Here is an 18209-nt window from a genome sequence, read left to right on the forward strand (position 1 = left end):
TGAATTAGCTTAATTCGGACCGGTTGATTTTGAGATTGGCGGTCTTGGGTAGCGGCTCGCGAAAATGAACGGTGTCGGGAATCATGTAATAGGGCAGAACCGATTTGCAGTAGCGGATGACCTCCTTCTCCGTCAGCGCGAGCCCCGGTTCCGTGACGACCAGCGCCTTCAAGCTGCTGCCTTTGTCCGGATCATGCCTGCCGATGACCGCAGCCTCGATCACGCCGGGCATCTGGCACAAGCGCTCCTCCACTTCCTCCGGACTGAACCGGAAGCCTTGCGATTTCAGCATCTTGTCTTTGCGTCCGACAAAATACAGGTAGCCATCCTCGTCGAGCTTTCCGAGATCGCCGGTATGCAGCGCTCCGCCCCGGAACATTTCATTCGTCTTCGACGGATCGTTCCAATAGCCCGGAGACACGAACGCGCCCCGGTGCACGATTTCGCCGGTTTCGCCCGGACCGCACAAGCGGCCGTCCTCGTCTTCGACGGTAATGTCCACGCCAGGTAAAGGCTTGCCCACCGACGGGATTTTGCGTTCGAACTCTTCGGGAAGCAGGCAGGTAGAACGAAACGCCTCCGTCATGCCGTACATCATATAAAATTTCGTCTGCGTCAGCAGGGCCTTTAATTTCATTAGCTCATCATGGGGAAAAGGTTCGCCGATCATCGAGATGTATCTGAGGTGAGGGTAGTGGTGCTTCGCCAATGGAGAGTGTTTTTGGAGGAGCATCCTCCAAAGCGACGGTACGCCGTGGAAGCCGGTAATCTGCTCGCGAAGCATCGTTTCCACGATATCATGAGGGAAAAGGGATTCTTGCAAAACCAAGGTTCCGCCTACATACAGCGATGTGAACAATTGACTGAGCGCCCCGTCGAACGAAAACGGGGTCACGCTGATCAGCCGGTCGGTGCGCCGGTTTTCCAAAACCTGCGCGGAAGTGATCGTCGCCTCGCTAAAAATACGGTGCGTCACCACAATGCCCTTCGGCTTTCCGGTAGAGCCGGAGGTGTACAGGATCGCCGCCGGATCGTCGGCTTGCACGGCTTCCGTCTGAAGGCTGCCCGCAAAATCCGCATACGCGCACTGTAAAATGTCTTCCAGCGCATAATCATGTTCATTTTCCAGCCGGTCTATGTGCTGCGCCTGCGCCTGAGATAATCTAACGATCAATTCGATGCTGCTTTCTTTCAAATCAGCTTGATTCAGAATGCTAATCTTGCTTTCATGAACGAACAGCGCCCGCATCCAGCAGTTCGCGACGATATGACGCAGCTGCTCGCTTTTGACATGGGGATTGATATGAACGAACAGCGCCCCCATCTTCATCGCCGCCAAGATGACGATAATTTCTTCGAGGCATTTGGCCGAAAAAATGCCTAACCGATCGCCTTTGCGAATGCCTTGAGAGAGCAAAAATTGCGCGAGCTTGGTCGAAGCCTCGTCGGCTTCACGAAAGGTCAACCGCCTGTGCTTCTCGATAAACGCTTCCTTCTGCGGATCGTCTGCCGCAGCCTTGGACAACATGTTGGGAATCAGCATACGGCTACCTTCATGCCCTTAACCGTTCGACCAGCGACACGACACCGTTCATCGTTCCGAGGCTTTCCATGTTCACGTCATCCTCGGAAATGCTCACCCGAAACGTTTCTTCCAGAAAAGAAATCAGATCCAGCACATCCAGCGAGGTCAGCAAGCCTGCTTCGAACAGATTCAGCGAAGGATCGGTTACTGGCTCGTGGGTCAGCTCGCGAATATAATCAGAAATTTGTTCTCGTACCGTCATCGGTCTGCGCCTCCCGCACTTTTCCATTTTCCATAAAGGTACAATCAGCTCTGCTTGGTTATATCATTGCTTGCTGCTTCTCCGCTTTCAACGTCTCCATAAATGCCGGGATCACTTCCAACAGATCGCCTACGATCCCATAAGTGGCGAGATCGAAAATTGGCGCATTCGGATCGGAATTGACCGCGATGATCGTTTCCGCCTCCTCCATCCCCACCGTATGCTGGAGCGCCCCGGAAATCCCGCAGGCAAAATAGACGCGGGGCTTCACAATACTTCCGGTTTGGCCGATCTGATGGGAAGGGTGAATCCAGCCCAGATCAACAGCGGCCCGGGTAGCTCCCACGCTGGCCCCTATCGCTTCGGCGAATTCGTAGATGAGCGGCAGATTTTCCGCCTTCTTGATCCCCCTCCCTACCGCGACAATCGTATCGGCCTGCAACAGATTGGCGGGGTCTGCTCTCCCCTTCACGATTTCCAAAATTTCAAGCACCGTCTTGGACACCCGAATCTGCGAGCTCATATCCCTCACGATGCCGTTAGGGGTGCTTACTTTCGCCGCCGGCCGGAATACGTGCTCCTTGATCGTCGCCATTTGCGGTCTTTGGTGCGGAATGACGATTTTTGCGACGATGCTTCCGCCGTAAGCGGGTCTCGTGACAACCAGGTGGCCCGTTTCCTTGTCAAGCGACAAGCTGATACAGTCGGCGCACAATCCGGTATTCAGCCGTGCGGCGACTCTCGGGAAGATCGATCGGCCGCGCCGAGTGCCGCTTCCGAGCACGATGTCCGGCTTCATCTCGGCCAGCAGCTCGCTCATGCAGCGGGCTTCCGCGTCCTCCGCGTAGGGCTGAAGATTCGGGCTGTCGACCAGCCATACCTCATCCACGCCGAGCTCCAGCAGCTCGCCGGTTAAATGGCCGATCTCGCTGCCGAGGAGTACAGCCGATACGGGCAGCCCGGTTCCTTCGACCAAGTGCCTCGCGGCTCCGATCACCTCCGGCACCGAAGGAACAAGCGCTCCGTCGGCATGCTCCGCATAGATGCAAATGCCGCTAAACGACGACGCTTCGTTACTCTTATCGATACTCTTAACATCCGATTCGTCGGGGATGGACCAGTCGACCATGGAATCCCCGGGCATAAAGTTATCCGGCAAGGAATCGTCGACGATCGCATCCGCCGGGCATACCGGCACGCAGGAGCCGCAAACGACGCACCGGGCTTGGTCGACATTCGCCTGGCCTTCCAGCAAACTCAAAGCTTCAAATGGACAAAGCTGCACACAGGTTCCGCATCCGATGCAATTCGATTGGAGAATGCGAATTTGGCTCATGTGAAAACTCCCGTTCCTTTGTCGTCGCAGGCCCCGATTTTGGACAAAATGCGGGCCGCGCATTGCCGGTTGTCCGCATAGCGGACGATTTCCCCGTTGGCCTTCCTCTCCTTTCCGGCTGGGTGGCAGACGCCGACGACCCGGGTAGGCGATCCACTTAGACCGATCCGTCCCGGCTCTATCCCCAAATCGTCCGGACCCCAAACCGTGATTTGCGCCGTCTTTGCCTTCATGAGGCCCATAACTGAAGGTATCCGCGGCTGATTGATATGCTTGCGGATGCACAACAGCGCGGGCAAGGGCAGCTTGATCGTAATTTCGCGATCCTCCAGCTCCCGTTTGACCACCATTTCCCGGTCGTCATGCGCGGAGCAGATTTCGCTTACGTTCGCCACATGAACGATGCCGAGCTGCTCCGCCAAGCTCGGGCCGACTTGGCCGGTCTCCCCGTCAAGCGACTGTTCGCCGGTCAGTACAAGCTGAAAGCCGTCTAGCTTGCGAATGCCTGCCGCCAGCGTATACGAAGTGGCCAACGTATCCGCCCCGGCAAAATCCCGTCCCGACAGCAGTACGATCCGATCGACGCCCAAGGCGGCGATTTCGCGAAGCTGCTCTTGGCATTTGTCCGGGCCCATCGACAGACACGTCACGCTGCCTCCGTACCGGTCCTTCCATTTCAGCGCTTCTTCCACGGCAAAATAATCGTTCGCATTGTTGACCAACCGGCTCGCTTCCCGGCTTGAATCGCCCGTTTCTTTACTTTCGTCCGCCATATCGTGCAGCATCACTTGTTTGACGCAGACTACAATGTTCACCGAAAGCCTCCTTCCCGCACACTTCAATTATCTGGGCCCTTGATACATATTATATATACATTGGGTAATTATGGTAGTGACGAACTTCACAAACTTTGTTAACATTTTGTAAACGCCATAACCATATAAAAAAAGAGACTGTCGCCCCGACGACAATCCCCTTGGTTTGTGTTGACTTTCATGATCGCTAAGCTTCTTCTCTTTTCACTTTTCGGCTCAAGTCCAGATTCAAAATATAGTTGTACTTGTCCGCATGCTTTAATTCATCTGTGAGAATTTCAAACACCATGTCACGATAGTAGCGGTTAGGCATGCCCGCCCGGATGATGCGGTATTTCTCCATTGCGCTCAATTCCCCGAAAAACGCCCGCTTCACCCCGTCTATGAACGACCGGGGCTTCTCAAAAGATACATTCTGCGGTGTTTCGATCACTTGGCCGGTCAAGTCCCGATAGATCGTTCGAAACATTTTGTTGTGCTTGCGTTCGTCGTCCCGAATGCTGGCGATGATGTTCTTTTCTTCTTGTGACGGGGCAACGGAAATTAAGTAGTCATAGAACAACTCGTCTTCCCGCTCGCCTTGGACAGCCTGTTTAATCAGTGGAAGCGCTTCTTGGAGGGTCTTATAGGTAGGCGGTTGGGTGTGGTAGCCCGTGCCGTGAGCATGAGACATCCGTCCAACAGCTGCAACGGGGTATGTGTAGCTTCGCGAAGGATAAGCATAATAAACCGATGGATACACGAGATAACCTCCGTGAAGAAAGAATGAAATCTGTGTTAGTGTATGTTGGCCTTCGCGGAAAAGCAACTTGTCATCTCTAAGGATCGCCCAGACCATTGAATCCTGTTCGTTGTCAGTGAAACTCCTTTTGTTTTTTGCCGCCGCTGGGTCTCAGTCGCGCGCTTCGCTTCCCTCTTCATTGTCCCAATTCATAATTCGGAGCAGCACCTGATCCTGATCGTGAAACCCGTAACCTACGAAAAACGGGGAGGCCATTTTCAAAACGGAAAAATGCTTCTCCCGGATCAGCCGGTCAATCACTTTCCAGAAGACAATGGACAGATTGCCTTCCAAATAATCCTGCATTTCCGTATATCCCTTCGGATAATCGTCGCTTTCTGCAAATTCCCTCCAGCCCTCAAAGTTGACTTGCGTGTAGCCCTGGTATTGAAAGTCGCCAGTATTATTGGTGAATGGCAATAAATTGGCGTTGGCCATGTACGAATGTGCAGATAACCAACTCATTTTCTTGATAGCTTTAGCAGTTTCGTTATACGCATACTCGGCAGAACGTTTCGCCTCCATAACCGAGTTCTCTGTCGTGTCAAAGCATAGAAGCACGTAGCCATAGTACGGCTCGGAATCAAAGGCGAAATAACAGATTTCTTCGTCTGCATGCTCAGCCGAAAATTGTTCTATGGCGGAAACGCTCTCCTGGTAAAGCCTTTCCTCTACTTCTTTCCAATCCGGTTCGTTCATGGGGTATCCGACTCCTTTTATGTTGTACTGGCACGGTTTGTCGCGGCCCGTTGCGTTTCGAACCTTCATTATAGAACATATGTTTCCAATCTTTCAAATTCACGGAAAAACGCTGTTCGCTGCAAGGAGTTTGTTCTGCCTAGTGCAACATAGGTTGATATGGTATGATCGGCAGGGATGAATCCATAAGAGAGTGGAGAAATGCTGGCCTCTGCATTCCGGAATGCCTATTTATCGGGCAGTGAATTCGATACGAAAGAAATACGGAGGTTTGAAGCGATTGCTTGTCTTCGGTGGCTGCTGCTCCATAGAATCGCCGATCTCCCCAGAACCGGGACGACGATCGAACGAGTGAATGACATCGTCGTCGGAAATAAATACTTGAATACGACGCTTATGTTGGTTTAACGATCGAGGCTGGTTGTTTGGAAGGAACCTTAGAAATTGAACGAAACGGGAGGATTTCAATGAGTAAACGTTATCGGATTACAAGAGAATTTAAGGAAAATGGAGCTTCGGTGCAAGGCATCTCGTTGGAAGAGTGCAAACGGTATTTTTCATCCAAACCCGACTTTGCTTATACCTCGGTGTTTACGGTGACAGGGGCTACCACCATGTCCATCGAGGGAGATTTTTTCATGTGGAGCTGCGGCGATAGCAAGATCCCTTTCCGGCATTACCAAGGGGATATTTACGTATCCGGCTCCAACGAAGCGGTAATCCCCAAAATGATGGAGATTGCAGGCGAATTGGGCGCGGACGTGCTGGAAGGGTAATCTGGCGGAAAACGATGCAGTCAAAAAAATCGCCCTCTTGTTTTCGCCAAAAAGGCTGAAACAAGAGGGCTTTCCATTAGCGTACGGAGTCCGCCGCGAGCGTTCCCCCCCGAAGGATGTCTTGCAAGACGAGCCGGATCGCATGGACATTATGCTCAATATTGGCCGGTTCAAAAATGTCAAGGTGACCGCCGGCCAGTTCGTAATCTACAGCCTGCTCCGTCGTTGCTTCCTTCCAATCCGCGGCTCTGGCGTTTTTCATTTCCGCAACGAAGGCGTGCAGATTAGCCCCCACCGTTCCTTCGTTGACCAGTTGAACGCTATAGGTGGCATAAGCCAAAATTTTCGTTCTGGCCTTTTCCCGGTCGGCCCGGTTTGCCAAAAAAGACGCATCCCGTTCGGCGACGATTCGGAGCATGTCATCGACTCCTCGTTCCAGCTCTTCGTCGGAAAGCTTTTTCATCGTCCTGTCCCGTCTGTCGGCATCGATCAGCAAAATATCCGATACCGCATATCCCCTGCGCTCCATCGCTTTGGCGACCTCGTGGGCCAAACTCCCGCCCAGCGAGTAGCCTAACAGCACATAAGGCGCTGCGCGCTGAACGCTCACAATCGCATCGACGTACCGGTTTAGCATCTCCTCGTAATCGCGCCAGCCTTCGATGAAATCGAACGCATAGACGACATATTGCGCTTCCAGCATTCTGGCCATTTCGGCATACACGAGACCGTAGCCTGCCGAAGGAGGGAAGCAGAAAACGTTCATTCGTCCCCGCTCGTTCAGCTTCATCGGCCCGTCACCCTCATTCTGGACAAGCCAGGAAGAGAGCAGCTCCGCCATTTCTTCAATCGTCGGGGAGGCCATGACGGCACGCAGAGACAGCGCTGCCCCCATGGCGACGTTGCGTCAGAGGCATCCAACCGAGGTAGCTGTCCTGCTCGTCCATGCGCCCCCCCCCGATGCGCCATCGCGAATATTGTGGACCATGACCTGGAAATAATAAGGCGATACGCTTCATGCCTAACCCCCTCCGAGCACCGACATATCAATATAATGGATGACGTTTGCACTGAAACGTTAACAAAATGGTATGATGAGAGATTTACAAATGGAAACAAATTAGGAAATGCGGTATGAGAAATCACGGAAGCCGAGGAGTAAGTTTTGGAGAATTCATGCTTTCAAATCAAAATCCAGTAAAAGGAATTATGACTCTATACATGAAATTATTAAATATATTACTTATTTTAATGCAGAGATGTCAATCCAATTAATTACAAATTAAGAATTAACTCATATTCAATTGAACTATATGGGTATCGACCTTATTGGCAGCCAGCTGCAAAGGAGCAGCGCAACGGAAAAAAGGCCGCCTCACGGCAGCCTTTCCCGGACTTACTTTTGCACGGTGCGCGGCGATTCCTCCATATACGGCTGCAAGTAAATCTCCCTCACCTCGTGCCGGACCCAGCTCATCAGCGTCAGCACGATCAGCAGCAAGCTAACGGTGGCGACGAACAGCCTGCGCCCGTCCTGCCTGACCAAGCGGATCAGCAGCCAGCACAAGCCGATAGCGAGCAGCACCGTGGACGCGAGCAGCGCGGTATGGAACGCAGACCCGCCCATAAACGCAAGGCGGACGCGACCGTCCATGCTAAACAGCAGCAGCGGTCCTGCAAGCAGCTGAAGCAGCGTGAAGCCCGCCGCCATCGTTTTGCCGTAGCGCTTGGCCGCCTCCGTGACCGGTCCGGCGCCGTTCCGCTCGGTGCGTCTCGCCCATCCGTACAGGAACAGGCCGAGCATCGTAAAGCTCGCCGCCATAAAGTGAAGGTAGCGCTGCCAGATGGTCGGATACGCGAACAGCGAGCGCCAGAAGCCGCGCTCCGGGTCCCACAGCTCGGGATGAAGCATCGAGGTCACGTTCGTGATGAACAGCAGCGGTACGAACAGCAGGATCAGCGTACCTAACAGGCCGAAGCTAAGGTGCAGCGCCTTGCGCTTCTGCCAGCGCTCCCATGTAAATTTATAGACGTACAGCGCCAGAAACGCGACGGTCAGCAGCGGGATGAGCATCAGCCACATTTTGCCGATCAGAATCGTCGACGGATAAAAAAACTGGGTGTAAATGGTGCTGATGATCAGCAGCGGCGCAATGCCGAGCACGACGGCGATGCTTTTGACAATCGATACGTGCGTCGCCATATGCTGCGCGAGGCGGTCCGAAACCGCGTCCTTGCGAACAATTCCTTTCAGCTCGTTGTACACCGCAGACACGGAACCGGCCACCAGAATATTGACGAAAATGATATGTAGAATAAATCCGACGACCATTAACACTTCGAAAAAAGGCAGGTCGCCCGGAATGGCCAGTCCCAGATCGTTGGGCACCGGCGATTTGGCGGTCAAATAGGCGTTCACTTTGCACCGTTCCTCTCCGAAACCATCTTGTGAATATAGGCGGCCAGCGCCTTAACCTCCTCATCTGTTCCCGCAAACGGCGGCATAACGGGGCGGACATTGTGCATCTGAGGGATGAAGGCCGCGAGCGCTTCCTCGCTCCAGCCCTTGGCCCTTTCCGTCATGACCCGGCTGCGCCGGGGGCCGTCGATGCTGTGACAGGCGATGCACTGCATGCGGAACATCTCTTTCCCGGCCTGGAGCTTGTTCTCCTCCGTCACCTCACGGACCGGAGAAAGCTTCGCTTGCGCCAGCGCGCCCTCCTTTTGAAACCGCTCGACATCCGTTTTCAGCACGCCGTTGGCGTACATATAATTGTAAATGACATACGGCTTGCGAATATTTTCCCGGATGATCTCGAATTCGGTAATCAGCAGCAGCGAGAAGGCCGCCGTGAATACGGTGAGCGCAACCGGATACTTCGTTCGGCCGTCCATCAGCATCACGCCGAGCACGAACATAAGCAGCAGTCCGAGCACGTTGATAAAAGCGAACGTGAAGTCGCTCATACCCGACGCCCAGACGACCAGCGTTTGCGCTTGATCGGGCAGCGTCTTTAAGTACCACCACCCGGACACGAGCATCAGCGGCACGGAAACGACGAGCCATCTGCCGTACAGCTTCAAGACGATGTGGCGGTCAAGCGCGTCTTTCACAAACCATCGGTTCAGCGGCGTCAATACCGCAACCCCCAGCGTGATGGCGGCGAAGGTGCGGAACAGCGTCGAAGGCACCCAAGTCGTATTCAGAAACGCGCTCCAGAACGACAACGTCTCAACCCAGTTGCCCGGATTGATCTGGGCGGCCAAAATGCCGGTAATGATCACCAGCGTGAACCAGGACATGATGCACAAGGCAAGGCCGGTCCACAAGTGCAGCTTTTTCTTCTCTCCCTTCCAGCGGTCCCATGTGTAAAAATACGTCAGCAGCAAGACGACTTCCGATACGAACACCAGCCATTCCGTAAACCAGGCCCAATGAAAAATACGCAGCAGCGAGCCGATCGCATTGGGCAGTATAACGGTCGTCGTGAACCAAATGCCTACTCCCGTCATCGCTCCCGCCGTCGTCGTGATGATCAGAACCCACTTGCTCAGCCATCTGGCGTAGGCCTCCAGCCTTTCGTTACCTCTCTTGAAAGCCACATACTCAATGGATACCATAAGAATGGACCCGCCGATGGCTACGGCATGATTGATCATGACGTGCAGCACCGCCATCATGCCAATCAGGTTGCCGTTGCCGACCCAACCGAAATCGATTGTCGGAAATTCCACCTTCCCACACTCCCTTTCCATAAAAAAAATAATCCTTGCCGCAAGCGACAAGAATTATTGTATAGAAATCGTTTTCGTTCAAAATGACTCCCTAGGGCTAATATATTGATAAAAAAATGAACAAACACGCTATTTACTTTAAACAATTATCGATATCTTCGACTTTCTCAGAATTTCTTGCAATCTACGTACTTCTTTTCGCAAATTGTTGTTCTCTTCCTCCAACTGGTGCGTAAGCCTGCATGTCCCGTCCGTTTCCGTCGGCTCTGGCCTGCGCAGCCGCTCGATTTTGTCGCGAAGCTCAGGATGGGTATACAGAAACGGCTTGGACACGCCAGCCTCGATCGATACGGTATTGAAATTAATCTTCAGCTTTTCCTTCCTCAACCGTTCAATAGCCGATACGGCCTTGCGGTACGCTTCAACCGTCTTTTGCTCGCTGAATTTTTTAATCCCTTCAACATTTCTACGCTGCATAAGGCTGCCTCCCTGCATTCTGTTCTTTTCGCAAAACCTCGTCTTTATTATAACGAATGATAAAAGGCGAAAAATGACCCCTTTGAGTCAATTTTCCGCCTTTTTTATGAACAAACGATGGATGACCGTCGTCATCGTCCTTCTGCCCGGCTTACTCCCTTAGGCTCGAATACTGCGTCATCCGGCTTGTTCACGGTCAGTACGGTGTGCCCGTTCTCTCTGCCGAGAGCGAACGTCCAGCCCATCTTGGCTGCGCGGTCTTGGATGATTTTCAAGCCGTAGCCGTTCTTCTTGGACAACGGATCGGATACGAAGCCTTGGCCGTCGTCCGTAATCTTGCACCCCCAGCCGGTACCCGGTTCGATGGCGTCCTTGCCTTGTATCCAGACATTTGACGCCGCCGCATGCTTGAAGACGTTGATCAACGCCTCGCGAAGCGTGGCGTACAGCTCCACCTTTTCTTTCACGGTCATCCGCTCCTCGGACAGCTCCCATTCCAAATGCACGGCTATGCCGGTATCTCTCCTATAATCCGCGATCAGATGCTGGATGGATTCCATCCACGGCTGCGCTTGCGGCACGACCGGATACCGCAAGCCGTCGATCGCCTGACGGACATAGTCGTTCACTTCGTGCACGGTTTTCCGCAGGCTTTGATACAGCTCTCCCATTGGAGCCGCATGGCTTTGCTCCATTCGGTCCACGCGGACGGATAATAGAAATAACGATTGGGCGATGCCGTCATGAAGCTCCGAAGCTACTTTCTCCCGCTCCTCCAAAGCCGCCTTCGCCGCCCGCTCCCGCTGCAGCTGCTCCTGCAATTGCTCCATCAGCGCGAACAGCTTCCGAAGCAGCGTCATCGTGACGAGATAAACCAGCAAAGGCGCCAGCCAATTACCCAAATCCATTGAAATGTAAGGAAGCAAAAACGCATGCCGGACATACTCCCATATCCCAATTGTTAGCGTAGGAATGATCAAAATCAAGCTTTTCAAATGTTTATACAATGACGAAAATCCTCCCGGATATGAACTCGGCGCAACCACGCCCCTTCATCTAAACATAATTAAGCATGCGTGCCTATGACTCGCCGGAGCTATCTTTTCGAACGAAAAACGTCTGCAAAAAAAATAATCCCTGCCGCCTTCGACAAGGATTATGGTATAGATACAGCCCGATCAGCGCTTCTTCGCCAGAATCGTGAAGGACGCAGCCGCCGCGTGCGCGTTCATTCCGGCGTCCGTTCCGACCGGAAAGCTTCCTGCGCGCCACGCTTCCGGCCTATAGGGCAGCGTCGTCGTGCCGAGACGTCCTTCGGACTCCAGCGTCTCCAAGGTTTCGTTCGGCTTCAGATCGGACACGACCCGGTCAAGCTCGCTCGGAAGCACGGTGCTCCACGGCTTGCTGCCGCCTTCGTTTTCCACGAGACCGACCGCCTCGAAGCCCTCCGACTCCAGCAGCAGCACGAGCTCCTTCGGCGTCATCAGGGCCAATTCCCGCTCCACCCGGTATCTGGGCTGCTCCAAGCCTTGCACGAACGTTTCGTAGGTGGCGGTCAACCGATAGATTTGACGCCGCAGCGACGATTCCCCTTCCACGTGCTTGTAGACGATTTTGTCCTTCGGCAGCACCTTGCGCTGCACCGTCTTCCAGCTTGCTTGCGCAGGCGGCAGCAGCAGCTCCACGGCAAGCAGCCCTTGGGGAACCAGATGGTTCCGGATGTTCCCAAGCACGGTCCGGTGCTCGCTCATCCGGGTCACATGCTGGATAATCCCCTCGGGGCATAGCACATGCGTGAACGTCTCCGCAAGCTCCAGCTCCAGCAAGTCCTGCTCCACCAGCTTCAACGAGTCCGCACGGTCCTTAAGCACGCGTTGACGCTTCGTTTCCGCGAGCTTCAGCATGTCTGGACTCCGGTCCACGCCGCATACCCGAATACCGTGCTGCGCCAGCTCGACCGCGATTCGGCCGGTGCCGGCGCCAAGCTCCAGCACGCTGGGCGGCTCGGAGAAAGCGGCGGCGGTGCCCATGATCCAGTCGCGGGCAAAGACGATGCCGGCTTTCCCGGCGAACTGGTCGTACAGCTCCGCTTCCAGCCCCGCATACGGCGCGTTGGCCCGCGGCTCGTGCCGCACGCCCTGGAGGCCGCACCGCGAACAGACCGTTCCGGCCAAGGCCCCGATCGCCACGCCCGCAGGCACGCCGTTGCGGCAATCGCCGAACCACTCGTCATAAATATAATGGCAAATTGAACATTCTGTTGTGGTCAACGCCGCTCCTCCAGACGCATTTTAGTTAAATTTCTCGGGATAAAAACCCTTCGCCATTTTTTCCAAAGCGGTCATGTTTCTTACCCCTTCGAACACATCGGAAAGCGGCATGATGACGAACTTGTTGTTCTTGATGGCCGTTACGTTCGCCAAGGCCGGGAGGCTCTGCAAAAACTTAATCTTCTCCGCAGCCGACGGCTTGTCGTAGTCGAAAATCAGAATAACCTCCGGGTCGCGCTTGACGACTTCCTCCCAGCTAACCTTCGCCCAGCCCTTTTCGACATCATCGAATATATTTTTGCCGCCCGCAAGCTGGATCAATTGCGTCGACAACGACTTGCCCGCCGTGTAGGCCGTGTCCTGCCCGCTGTCAAAAGCAAATACCCGCAGCGGCTTCTCAGGCTGACCGACCTTCGCTTGAATCTCCTTCACTTTCGCTTTCATCGACTCAATCAGCGCGTCGGATTTGGCCTGCACGTTGAAGATTCGCCCGATATTCGAGATATCCTCGTACACGTCCTCCAGCGTGCCGAACGGCACATACGTCCCTTTGGCCACATAGGCCTCGATTCCTTTTTCCTTCAACGCTTCGACGGTGCCGACGGCTTTTTCGGCAAAAGCGGTTTTGCGGCCGTAAACGAAATCCGGCTCTGCGCCCAGCAGTACCTCCTGCGAAGGATATTTGTCGGCCAACACCGGAATGGCGGCGTACTTCTCCTTTAGTTCCGGGAGAATCTCGTCATCCATATATGCGGTGCCGACCATCGACTTCTCCAGGCCGAGCGACAGCATAATTTCCGTCGTATGCTGGTTTAAGCTGACGGCCCGCTTGGGCGCTTCCTTGAAGGTGAGCGTGCGGCCCATATTTTCTATCGTCACGGGGCTGTAGGCCGCCGCCTTGGGCGCGCCGTTCTGCGGGTTGTCCCCACTTGCCGCCGGGCTTTTCGACGTCGTTTGACCGCAAGCGGCCAAGAGAAGCAGCGAGAAGACGAACAGCAGCGAGAAAGCAGTAGCTAAGATGCGTTTCATGAAATTAAGGCTCCTTTTGGTGGTGTCAAATGAGATAGCAGCGATTCAGGAAAATATGTAATGCTGAGCTTCCGGGTCACCGGATGCACGGCCAGCTGCGCGCTCACGCCGAACACCTGGCGCAGCAGCTCTGCTGACATCACTTCCTCGGGCGTGCCCGAAGCGTACACTTTGCCCGCATTCATCACAATAAGCCGGTCGCAGAAATAACAGGCCATGTTCAGATCGTGCAGCGCGGATAATGCGGTCATTCCGAGCGTTTTGACCAAGTCCAGCATTTGCAGCTGGTACCGGACGTCCAAGTGGTTCGTCGGCTCGTCCATGATCAACAATTGCGACTGCTGCGCCAGCGCCCGGGCGATCAGCACGCGCTGCTTCTCACCCCCGGATAGGCTGGAGAAGCTACGCCGCGCATACGACTCCATCCCCACGCGCTCGAGCGCTTCGCTGACTATGGCGTCGTCTTCCCGCGTATCTGCGGTGAACATCCGTTTGTGCGGATGGCGTCCCATGAGCACGATATCCCGTACCGTAAAATCAAACGCCGACGACGTCTCTTGACTGACGACGGCCATCCGCTGCGCCGTTTCCTTATGGGTTAGCTCGGACAACTGCTGTCCATCCAAGGAAATCCACCCCGCTTGGGGTTTCAGCACGCGGTATATATTTTTGAGCAGCGTCGATTTGCCGCTTCCGTTCGGACCGATAATGCCGACAAATTCGCCCGGCTGAATCCGCAGGTCCACGCCTTGAATGATAGGCACTCCCTTCACGCCGTAGGAGAGCCCTTGAACCTCCACCTTCATCTTCTTGGTCCCCTCCCCTCTAGAACGAGTATGAGCTGCGGCGCAGCAGCCAAATGAAGAACGGTCCGCCGCACAGCGCCGTCACGATCCCGACCGGAAGCTCCTCCGGCGCAATAACGAGCCGCGCGAACACGTCGGCCCAGATCATAAACGATGCACCCAGCAGTACGCTGACCGGTAAAACGCGGCGGTGATCGGAACCGACCATTAGCCGGACCAAGTGCGGGATCATCAAGCCGATAAACCCGATGGCTCCGCTCACGGCAACGATTACCCCCGTCAGCAAGGAGGTCAGAATAACCAGAACTTTGCGGAAGCGGTCCATGTTCACCCCCAAGGTCACGGCCGTCTCTTCCCCCATAAGCAGCGCGTTCAGCGAGCGGTATTGGAGCAGCAAATACAGCGTACCGGCGATCACAATACAGGACGGAACCGTCAAGTAGCTCCATTTGGCCCCGGTTAGGCTTCCCATCATCCAGAACATCGCCGTGCGGATGCCATCTTCCTTGGGAGCCATCGTGACGACGAAGTTGGTCAGGGCCGTCAGCATCATCGATACCGCAATACCGGCCAGCAGCAAGCGGGTATTGGACAGCGTGCCTCCTACGCGGGCCAGCATGTACACTAAAGCAATGGCAATTAACGCACCGATAAAAGCCGACACCGATAAAGCATACTGCCCGAACAGTTGAAAAGCTCCGAATAAAATGACGAGCGTGGCGGCAGCGGAAGCCCCCGAGGACACTCCCAGAATATACGGGTCCGACAGTGGGTTGCGGGTTAATGCCTGAATCGCGGTGCCCACCACAGCCAGTCCGCCTCCGACGACGGCGCCAAGCAGCACGCGCGGGAAGCGGATATCCCAGACGATGTTGCCCTGCGCCTTGGACCAATCCGGCTCCAGCCACCCGTCCAGTCCGGGGATATGCGAGAAGGCAATCTTCCAGACGGTTACCGGTTCGATGCGTACCGGTCCCAGCATGACCGCGAGCGTTACCGAACCGAGCAAAATTCCGAACAGCCCCAGCAGCACCAACGGGAAACGCCCTTCGGCTATGGTTCGTTCCGTCCGCGCAGACTTCTCTTGTATTTTGCTGCTCATCGGACTCCCCCTTTTTTTCTCAAGTACATACAAAAAGGAGCATCTCCAACCACGATCAGCGGTTAGAAATGCTCCTCCATAAGAGATGACGACCCGATTGATCCATCAAGGTCTCGAATTGCCCCAGCATCCTAACACCTCCCCATTCTCCGCAGGTTGTAGCAGTGTTGTCAAAACAGGCAGGTCTCCTGACTCAGGGTTTCTCCTTCGGCGTCTTCCCGGAAATATGCTCCAGTGACGCTATGCCGAAAAATAGCCGGACCTTCCGGCTCCCATTACAGTGGCGGGACCGCGACGGATTTGCACCGTACTTCCCTTTTAAGCTTCAGCTGGTCGCTGAGGCACCTGTTTCCACCTATTCGGTTGTCCACAGTAAGTCTATAGCAGTCTGGAAGCCGATGTCAACTATTATTCATTCAAATACAACCGTGACGCCATATGATACGCGTTATAAAATGTTCAAACAAAATAACCACAGTACGGCTTTTTTGCGCACTGTGGCTTCGATGAGATGCCATATTTTCAGCCATTATCACTTTTGCGAAAGCAGCCAATCCTCATAACAGGGACTGCAAAGAATTTCGAGACGTTCTTCAATGCCGCTGTCGTCATATATCGTAATGCTGTGTGCTGTTTCGGTGTTTTTTTCGCAATAATAGCTCCTTTTCGTATTCGGATGTTAAGCTTTTGCGGCCACCCTCATGCGGGGACGGGCTGCTTTAAACCATTGCAGGCAAAAAATAAAGATGAGAACCACGTCGATGGCATCGCCTCCGTAGTACATCAGCTTTCCTCCTTGCTCCGCTTGTATTCCGGAAACACCGGCGGGCGGATGACCATAAATGTACTTGGACAACATGCCGTGTCCCGCTAAGGCTAATACAAGAACAGCCGCGCGGTAAAGGAAGCTTTTCCGATGGGGCGCCGGGTCAACATAAATCATGGACGCCGTAGATAAATACCCCGCCAAAAAAACATGGACATGCATCAGGAGATGTATAATCAAACTTTGATGCATAAGCCTGAAAAGATCAGTCGCATAAAGAATCCATAAGCCTCCAATATTAAGAAAAGCGGTCGTCAACGGGTTGGTTAATATCGTCAACGGCCAACTTTTCAGCACATGCGAAAGCTTTCGTGACCTTGTTACAGGAAGAGCTTTTAGAAGAAGAGTCATTGGTGCCGCGAACGCCAGCAGGAGCGGCGCCAGCATGCCAAGAAGCAGATGCCCGGCCATATGTGCCGTAAAATCCATAAGAGATTGATGAGCCAAAGGTCCGATCAACGCGGCAGCCACGCTGCCAACACCGATAAACCAGCACACATATCGGTAAAACGGCCATGGCTTGGAACGACGTCCCGATACGACAGCGGCATAAACATAAAGAACTAAAGCCACTATGACCAACATAGCCAGTCCAAGCTCGACAAAATTCCTCGCTTCGTGATGAAAAGACTCATGATTCATTTCGAGACATCCTTCCAGGCTCGCTGAGAGCCTTTTTCGAACGAATGAGAAACATGCCTCCGGCCAAGATCATGGCTACTGCGATAAAGTTCCATATCAGGTCGTAGACGATGACATTTTCGACATAGCGGATTTGGTGGATGCGCATAAGCTTGTGCTGGATCGTTCCGTCATATAGCTGGAATGTGCCGCTGCCGAGTAAGCTGCCTCCCCACCACCTTTGCAGTTGCAGGGCGTTTCGCCGAAGAATATCGGCAAACATAAAGAGCCCGCCGATCGTTGCAAACCAGCTAAAAGCGTGAAACAAACCATCCGAGACCAAGCCGATGCCGGTTGTAGATTTATCGTAGAAATGGTGCCAATGCAGCAATTGATGAAATACGGCTTCATCAATAAAGGCTACCAAGCCAAGTCCGAACAGACAGCCTGCCCCCACATTGCGGTCCAAATACGGATTTCGTGTTTTATATGCCGGGTTTATCGTTTGCTTAGCCATAGATCCGCACAATTAGCCTGTAGCCTTTCCCTTTCCTCGATCCCTTGCCAGGTAACGATGATATACCCCGTTAAGCAAAAGCTTGAAATAAATTTCACGGTAAAAGCCCCCTTTTTTGGGATGGTAACTTTAATGTGCTCATTATTTTCTTTACCATTCATGGAGACATGAAGGAATGCAAAATAGACATCTCGTTTTTTGAGATGCCTTACATAAGACGCTTCAAACCGTTCAGGATCGACGTTTAATTCGAGCCCTTTGTTAGTTTGTATCTTTTCAATTCTCTATAATCCAGCTACCTATTATTTCTTTTACCTTTTCCAAGTTATGATTATTTAATGTGCAAATCATGACCAACTCATTCTGGTTGTGACTGCTGTCCATGAAGACTGTTTCTACTTTCCATGACAGCCACCTCCAACATCATCGATTATATCTACACCTTCCGATAAAGTCGGAGGATGGTTTTGAAGCAGGAATAATCGGTTTCCCCAGGCAATATTTTTCACTTCATAGTTCTAACCATTGGTTTTAATAACATATATTGTAACAATTTTCATCAAAAGGAGGTGTATGAGGTGGCACGGATTGTTCCGCGCAAGGACCGTCTGAGGACGACGGGTTTTTACCCT

At 53.4% G+C, this 18209-nt stretch carries 19 protein-coding genes and 1 riboswitch; of the genes, 2 read left to right on the top strand and 17 right to left on the bottom strand.

The window, feature by feature from the left end; all coding sequences use genetic code 11:
* Positions 1 to 4: 4 nt before the first annotated feature.
* The 6 genes from NLX71_RS12210 to NLX71_RS12235 all read right to left on the bottom strand — a co-directional run bounded on the left by NLX71_RS12210 (position 5) and on the right by NLX71_RS12235 (position 5418).
* Complete coding sequence (locus NLX71_RS12210) at positions 5 to 1543, bottom strand: class I adenylate-forming enzyme family protein (RefSeq protein WP_254363914.1); 1539 nt, start codon at positions 1541 to 1543, stop codon at positions 5 to 7.
* A 10-nt stretch (positions 1544 to 1553) separates the two neighbouring features.
* Positions 1554 to 1787: a phosphopantetheine-binding protein gene (locus NLX71_RS12215; RefSeq protein WP_010494739.1), complete on the bottom strand. Its 234-nt coding sequence runs from the start codon at positions 1785 to 1787 to the stop codon at positions 1554 to 1556.
* Between the two features lie 58 nt (positions 1788 to 1845).
* Positions 1846 to 3123, bottom strand: a complete 1278-nt coding sequence (locus tag NLX71_RS12220; RefSeq protein ID WP_254363915.1) for an FAD-binding protein — start codon at positions 3121 to 3123, stop codon at positions 1846 to 1848.
* The gene (locus NLX71_RS12225; RefSeq protein WP_254363916.1) at positions 3120 to 3938 is read right to left on the bottom strand and encodes an electron transfer flavoprotein subunit beta/FixA family protein; all 819 of its coding nucleotides are present in this window, start codon (positions 3936 to 3938) and stop codon (positions 3120 to 3122) included. The genes NLX71_RS12220 and NLX71_RS12225 overlap by 4 nt, the downstream gene beginning before the upstream one ends.
* A gap of 187 nt (positions 3939 to 4125) precedes the next feature.
* Positions 4126 to 4680: a ferritin family protein gene (locus NLX71_RS12230; RefSeq protein ID WP_254363917.1), complete on the bottom strand. Its 555-nt coding sequence runs from the start codon at positions 4678 to 4680 to the stop codon at positions 4126 to 4128.
* Between the two features lie 150 nt (positions 4681 to 4830).
* Positions 4831 to 5418 (bottom strand): hypothetical protein, encoded by a 588-nt coding sequence (locus NLX71_RS12235; RefSeq protein WP_254363918.1) that lies wholly within the window; start codon positions 5416 to 5418, stop codon positions 4831 to 4833.
* Between the two features lie 201 nt (positions 5419 to 5619).
* On the opposite strand from NLX71_RS12235, the gene NLX71_RS12240 reads away from it, so the two are divergent.
* Positions 5620 to 5826 carry a hypothetical protein gene (locus NLX71_RS12240; protein WP_254363919.1) on the top strand — a complete coding sequence of 69 codons (207 nt, stop codon included), beginning with the start codon at positions 5620 to 5622 and terminating at the stop codon, positions 5824 to 5826.
* Between the two features lie 59 nt (positions 5827 to 5885).
* Positions 5886 to 6194, top strand: coding sequence for a hypothetical protein (locus tag NLX71_RS12245; RefSeq protein ID WP_254363920.1), 309 nt, complete (start codon positions 5886 to 5888; stop codon positions 6192 to 6194).
* A 76-nt stretch (positions 6195 to 6270) separates the two neighbouring features.
* Here NLX71_RS12245 and NLX71_RS12250 read toward each other — a convergent pair whose 3' ends face one another.
* The 11 genes from NLX71_RS12250 to NLX71_RS12300 form a co-directional block, all read right to left on the bottom strand.
* Complete coding sequence (locus NLX71_RS12250) at positions 6271 to 7089, bottom strand: thioesterase domain-containing protein (protein ID WP_254363921.1); 819 nt, start codon at positions 7087 to 7089, stop codon at positions 6271 to 6273.
* A gap of 501 nt (positions 7090 to 7590) precedes the next feature.
* The gene (locus tag NLX71_RS12255) at positions 7591 to 8613 is read right to left on the bottom strand and encodes a cytochrome c class I (RefSeq protein ID WP_254363922.1); all 1023 of its coding nucleotides are present in this window, start codon (positions 8611 to 8613) and stop codon (positions 7591 to 7593) included.
* On the bottom strand, positions 8610 to 9929 hold the full coding sequence (locus tag NLX71_RS12260) for a c-type cytochrome (protein ID WP_254363923.1): 1320 nt from the start codon (positions 9927 to 9929) through the stop codon (positions 8610 to 8612). The genes NLX71_RS12255 and NLX71_RS12260 overlap by 4 nt, the downstream gene beginning before the upstream one ends.
* Before the next feature lie 138 nt (positions 9930 to 10067).
* Positions 10068 to 10406, bottom strand: coding sequence for a DUF6262 family protein (locus NLX71_RS12265; protein WP_254363924.1), 339 nt, complete (start codon positions 10404 to 10406; stop codon positions 10068 to 10070).
* Between the two features lie 131 nt (positions 10407 to 10537).
* Positions 10538 to 11413, bottom strand: a complete 876-nt coding sequence (locus tag NLX71_RS12270; protein ID WP_254363925.1) for a sensor histidine kinase — start codon at positions 11411 to 11413, stop codon at positions 10538 to 10540.
* A gap of 171 nt (positions 11414 to 11584) precedes the next feature.
* Entirely contained in the window at positions 11585 to 12676 is a 1092-nt protein-coding gene (locus NLX71_RS12275) for a methyltransferase domain-containing protein (protein ID WP_254363926.1), read from the bottom strand.
* Positions 12677 to 12697: 21 nt separating this feature from the next.
* Positions 12698 to 13705, bottom strand: a complete 1008-nt coding sequence (locus NLX71_RS12280) for an ABC transporter substrate-binding protein (protein ID WP_254363927.1) — start codon at positions 13703 to 13705, stop codon at positions 12698 to 12700.
* Positions 13702 to 14511, bottom strand: coding sequence for an ABC transporter ATP-binding protein (locus NLX71_RS12285; protein ID WP_254363928.1), 810 nt, complete (start codon positions 14509 to 14511; stop codon positions 13702 to 13704). The genes NLX71_RS12280 and NLX71_RS12285 overlap by 4 nt, the downstream gene beginning before the upstream one ends.
* Before the next feature lie 19 nt (positions 14512 to 14530).
* Entirely contained in the window at positions 14531 to 15613 is a 1083-nt protein-coding gene (locus NLX71_RS12290) for a FecCD family ABC transporter permease (RefSeq protein ID WP_254363929.1), read from the bottom strand.
* A gap of 161 nt (positions 15614 to 15774) precedes the next feature.
* Positions 15775 to 15977: riboswitch (cobalamin riboswitch) on the bottom strand.
* 315 nt (positions 15978 to 16292) lie between these two features.
* Positions 16293 to 17081, bottom strand: coding sequence for a cytochrome c oxidase assembly protein (locus NLX71_RS12295; RefSeq protein WP_254363930.1), 789 nt, complete (start codon positions 17079 to 17081; stop codon positions 16293 to 16295).
* On the bottom strand, positions 17071 to 17577 hold the full coding sequence (locus NLX71_RS12300; protein WP_254363931.1) for a DUF2243 domain-containing protein: 507 nt from the start codon (positions 17575 to 17577) through the stop codon (positions 17071 to 17073). The genes NLX71_RS12295 and NLX71_RS12300 overlap by 11 nt, the downstream gene beginning before the upstream one ends.
* Between the last annotated feature and the right edge of the window lie 632 nt (positions 17578 to 18209).

Origin of the sequence: Paenibacillus sp. MZ04-78.2 (genome assembly GCF_024213375.1) — a bacterium.
GTDB lineage: Bacteria > Bacillota > Bacilli > Paenibacillales > NBRC-103111 > Paenibacillus_G.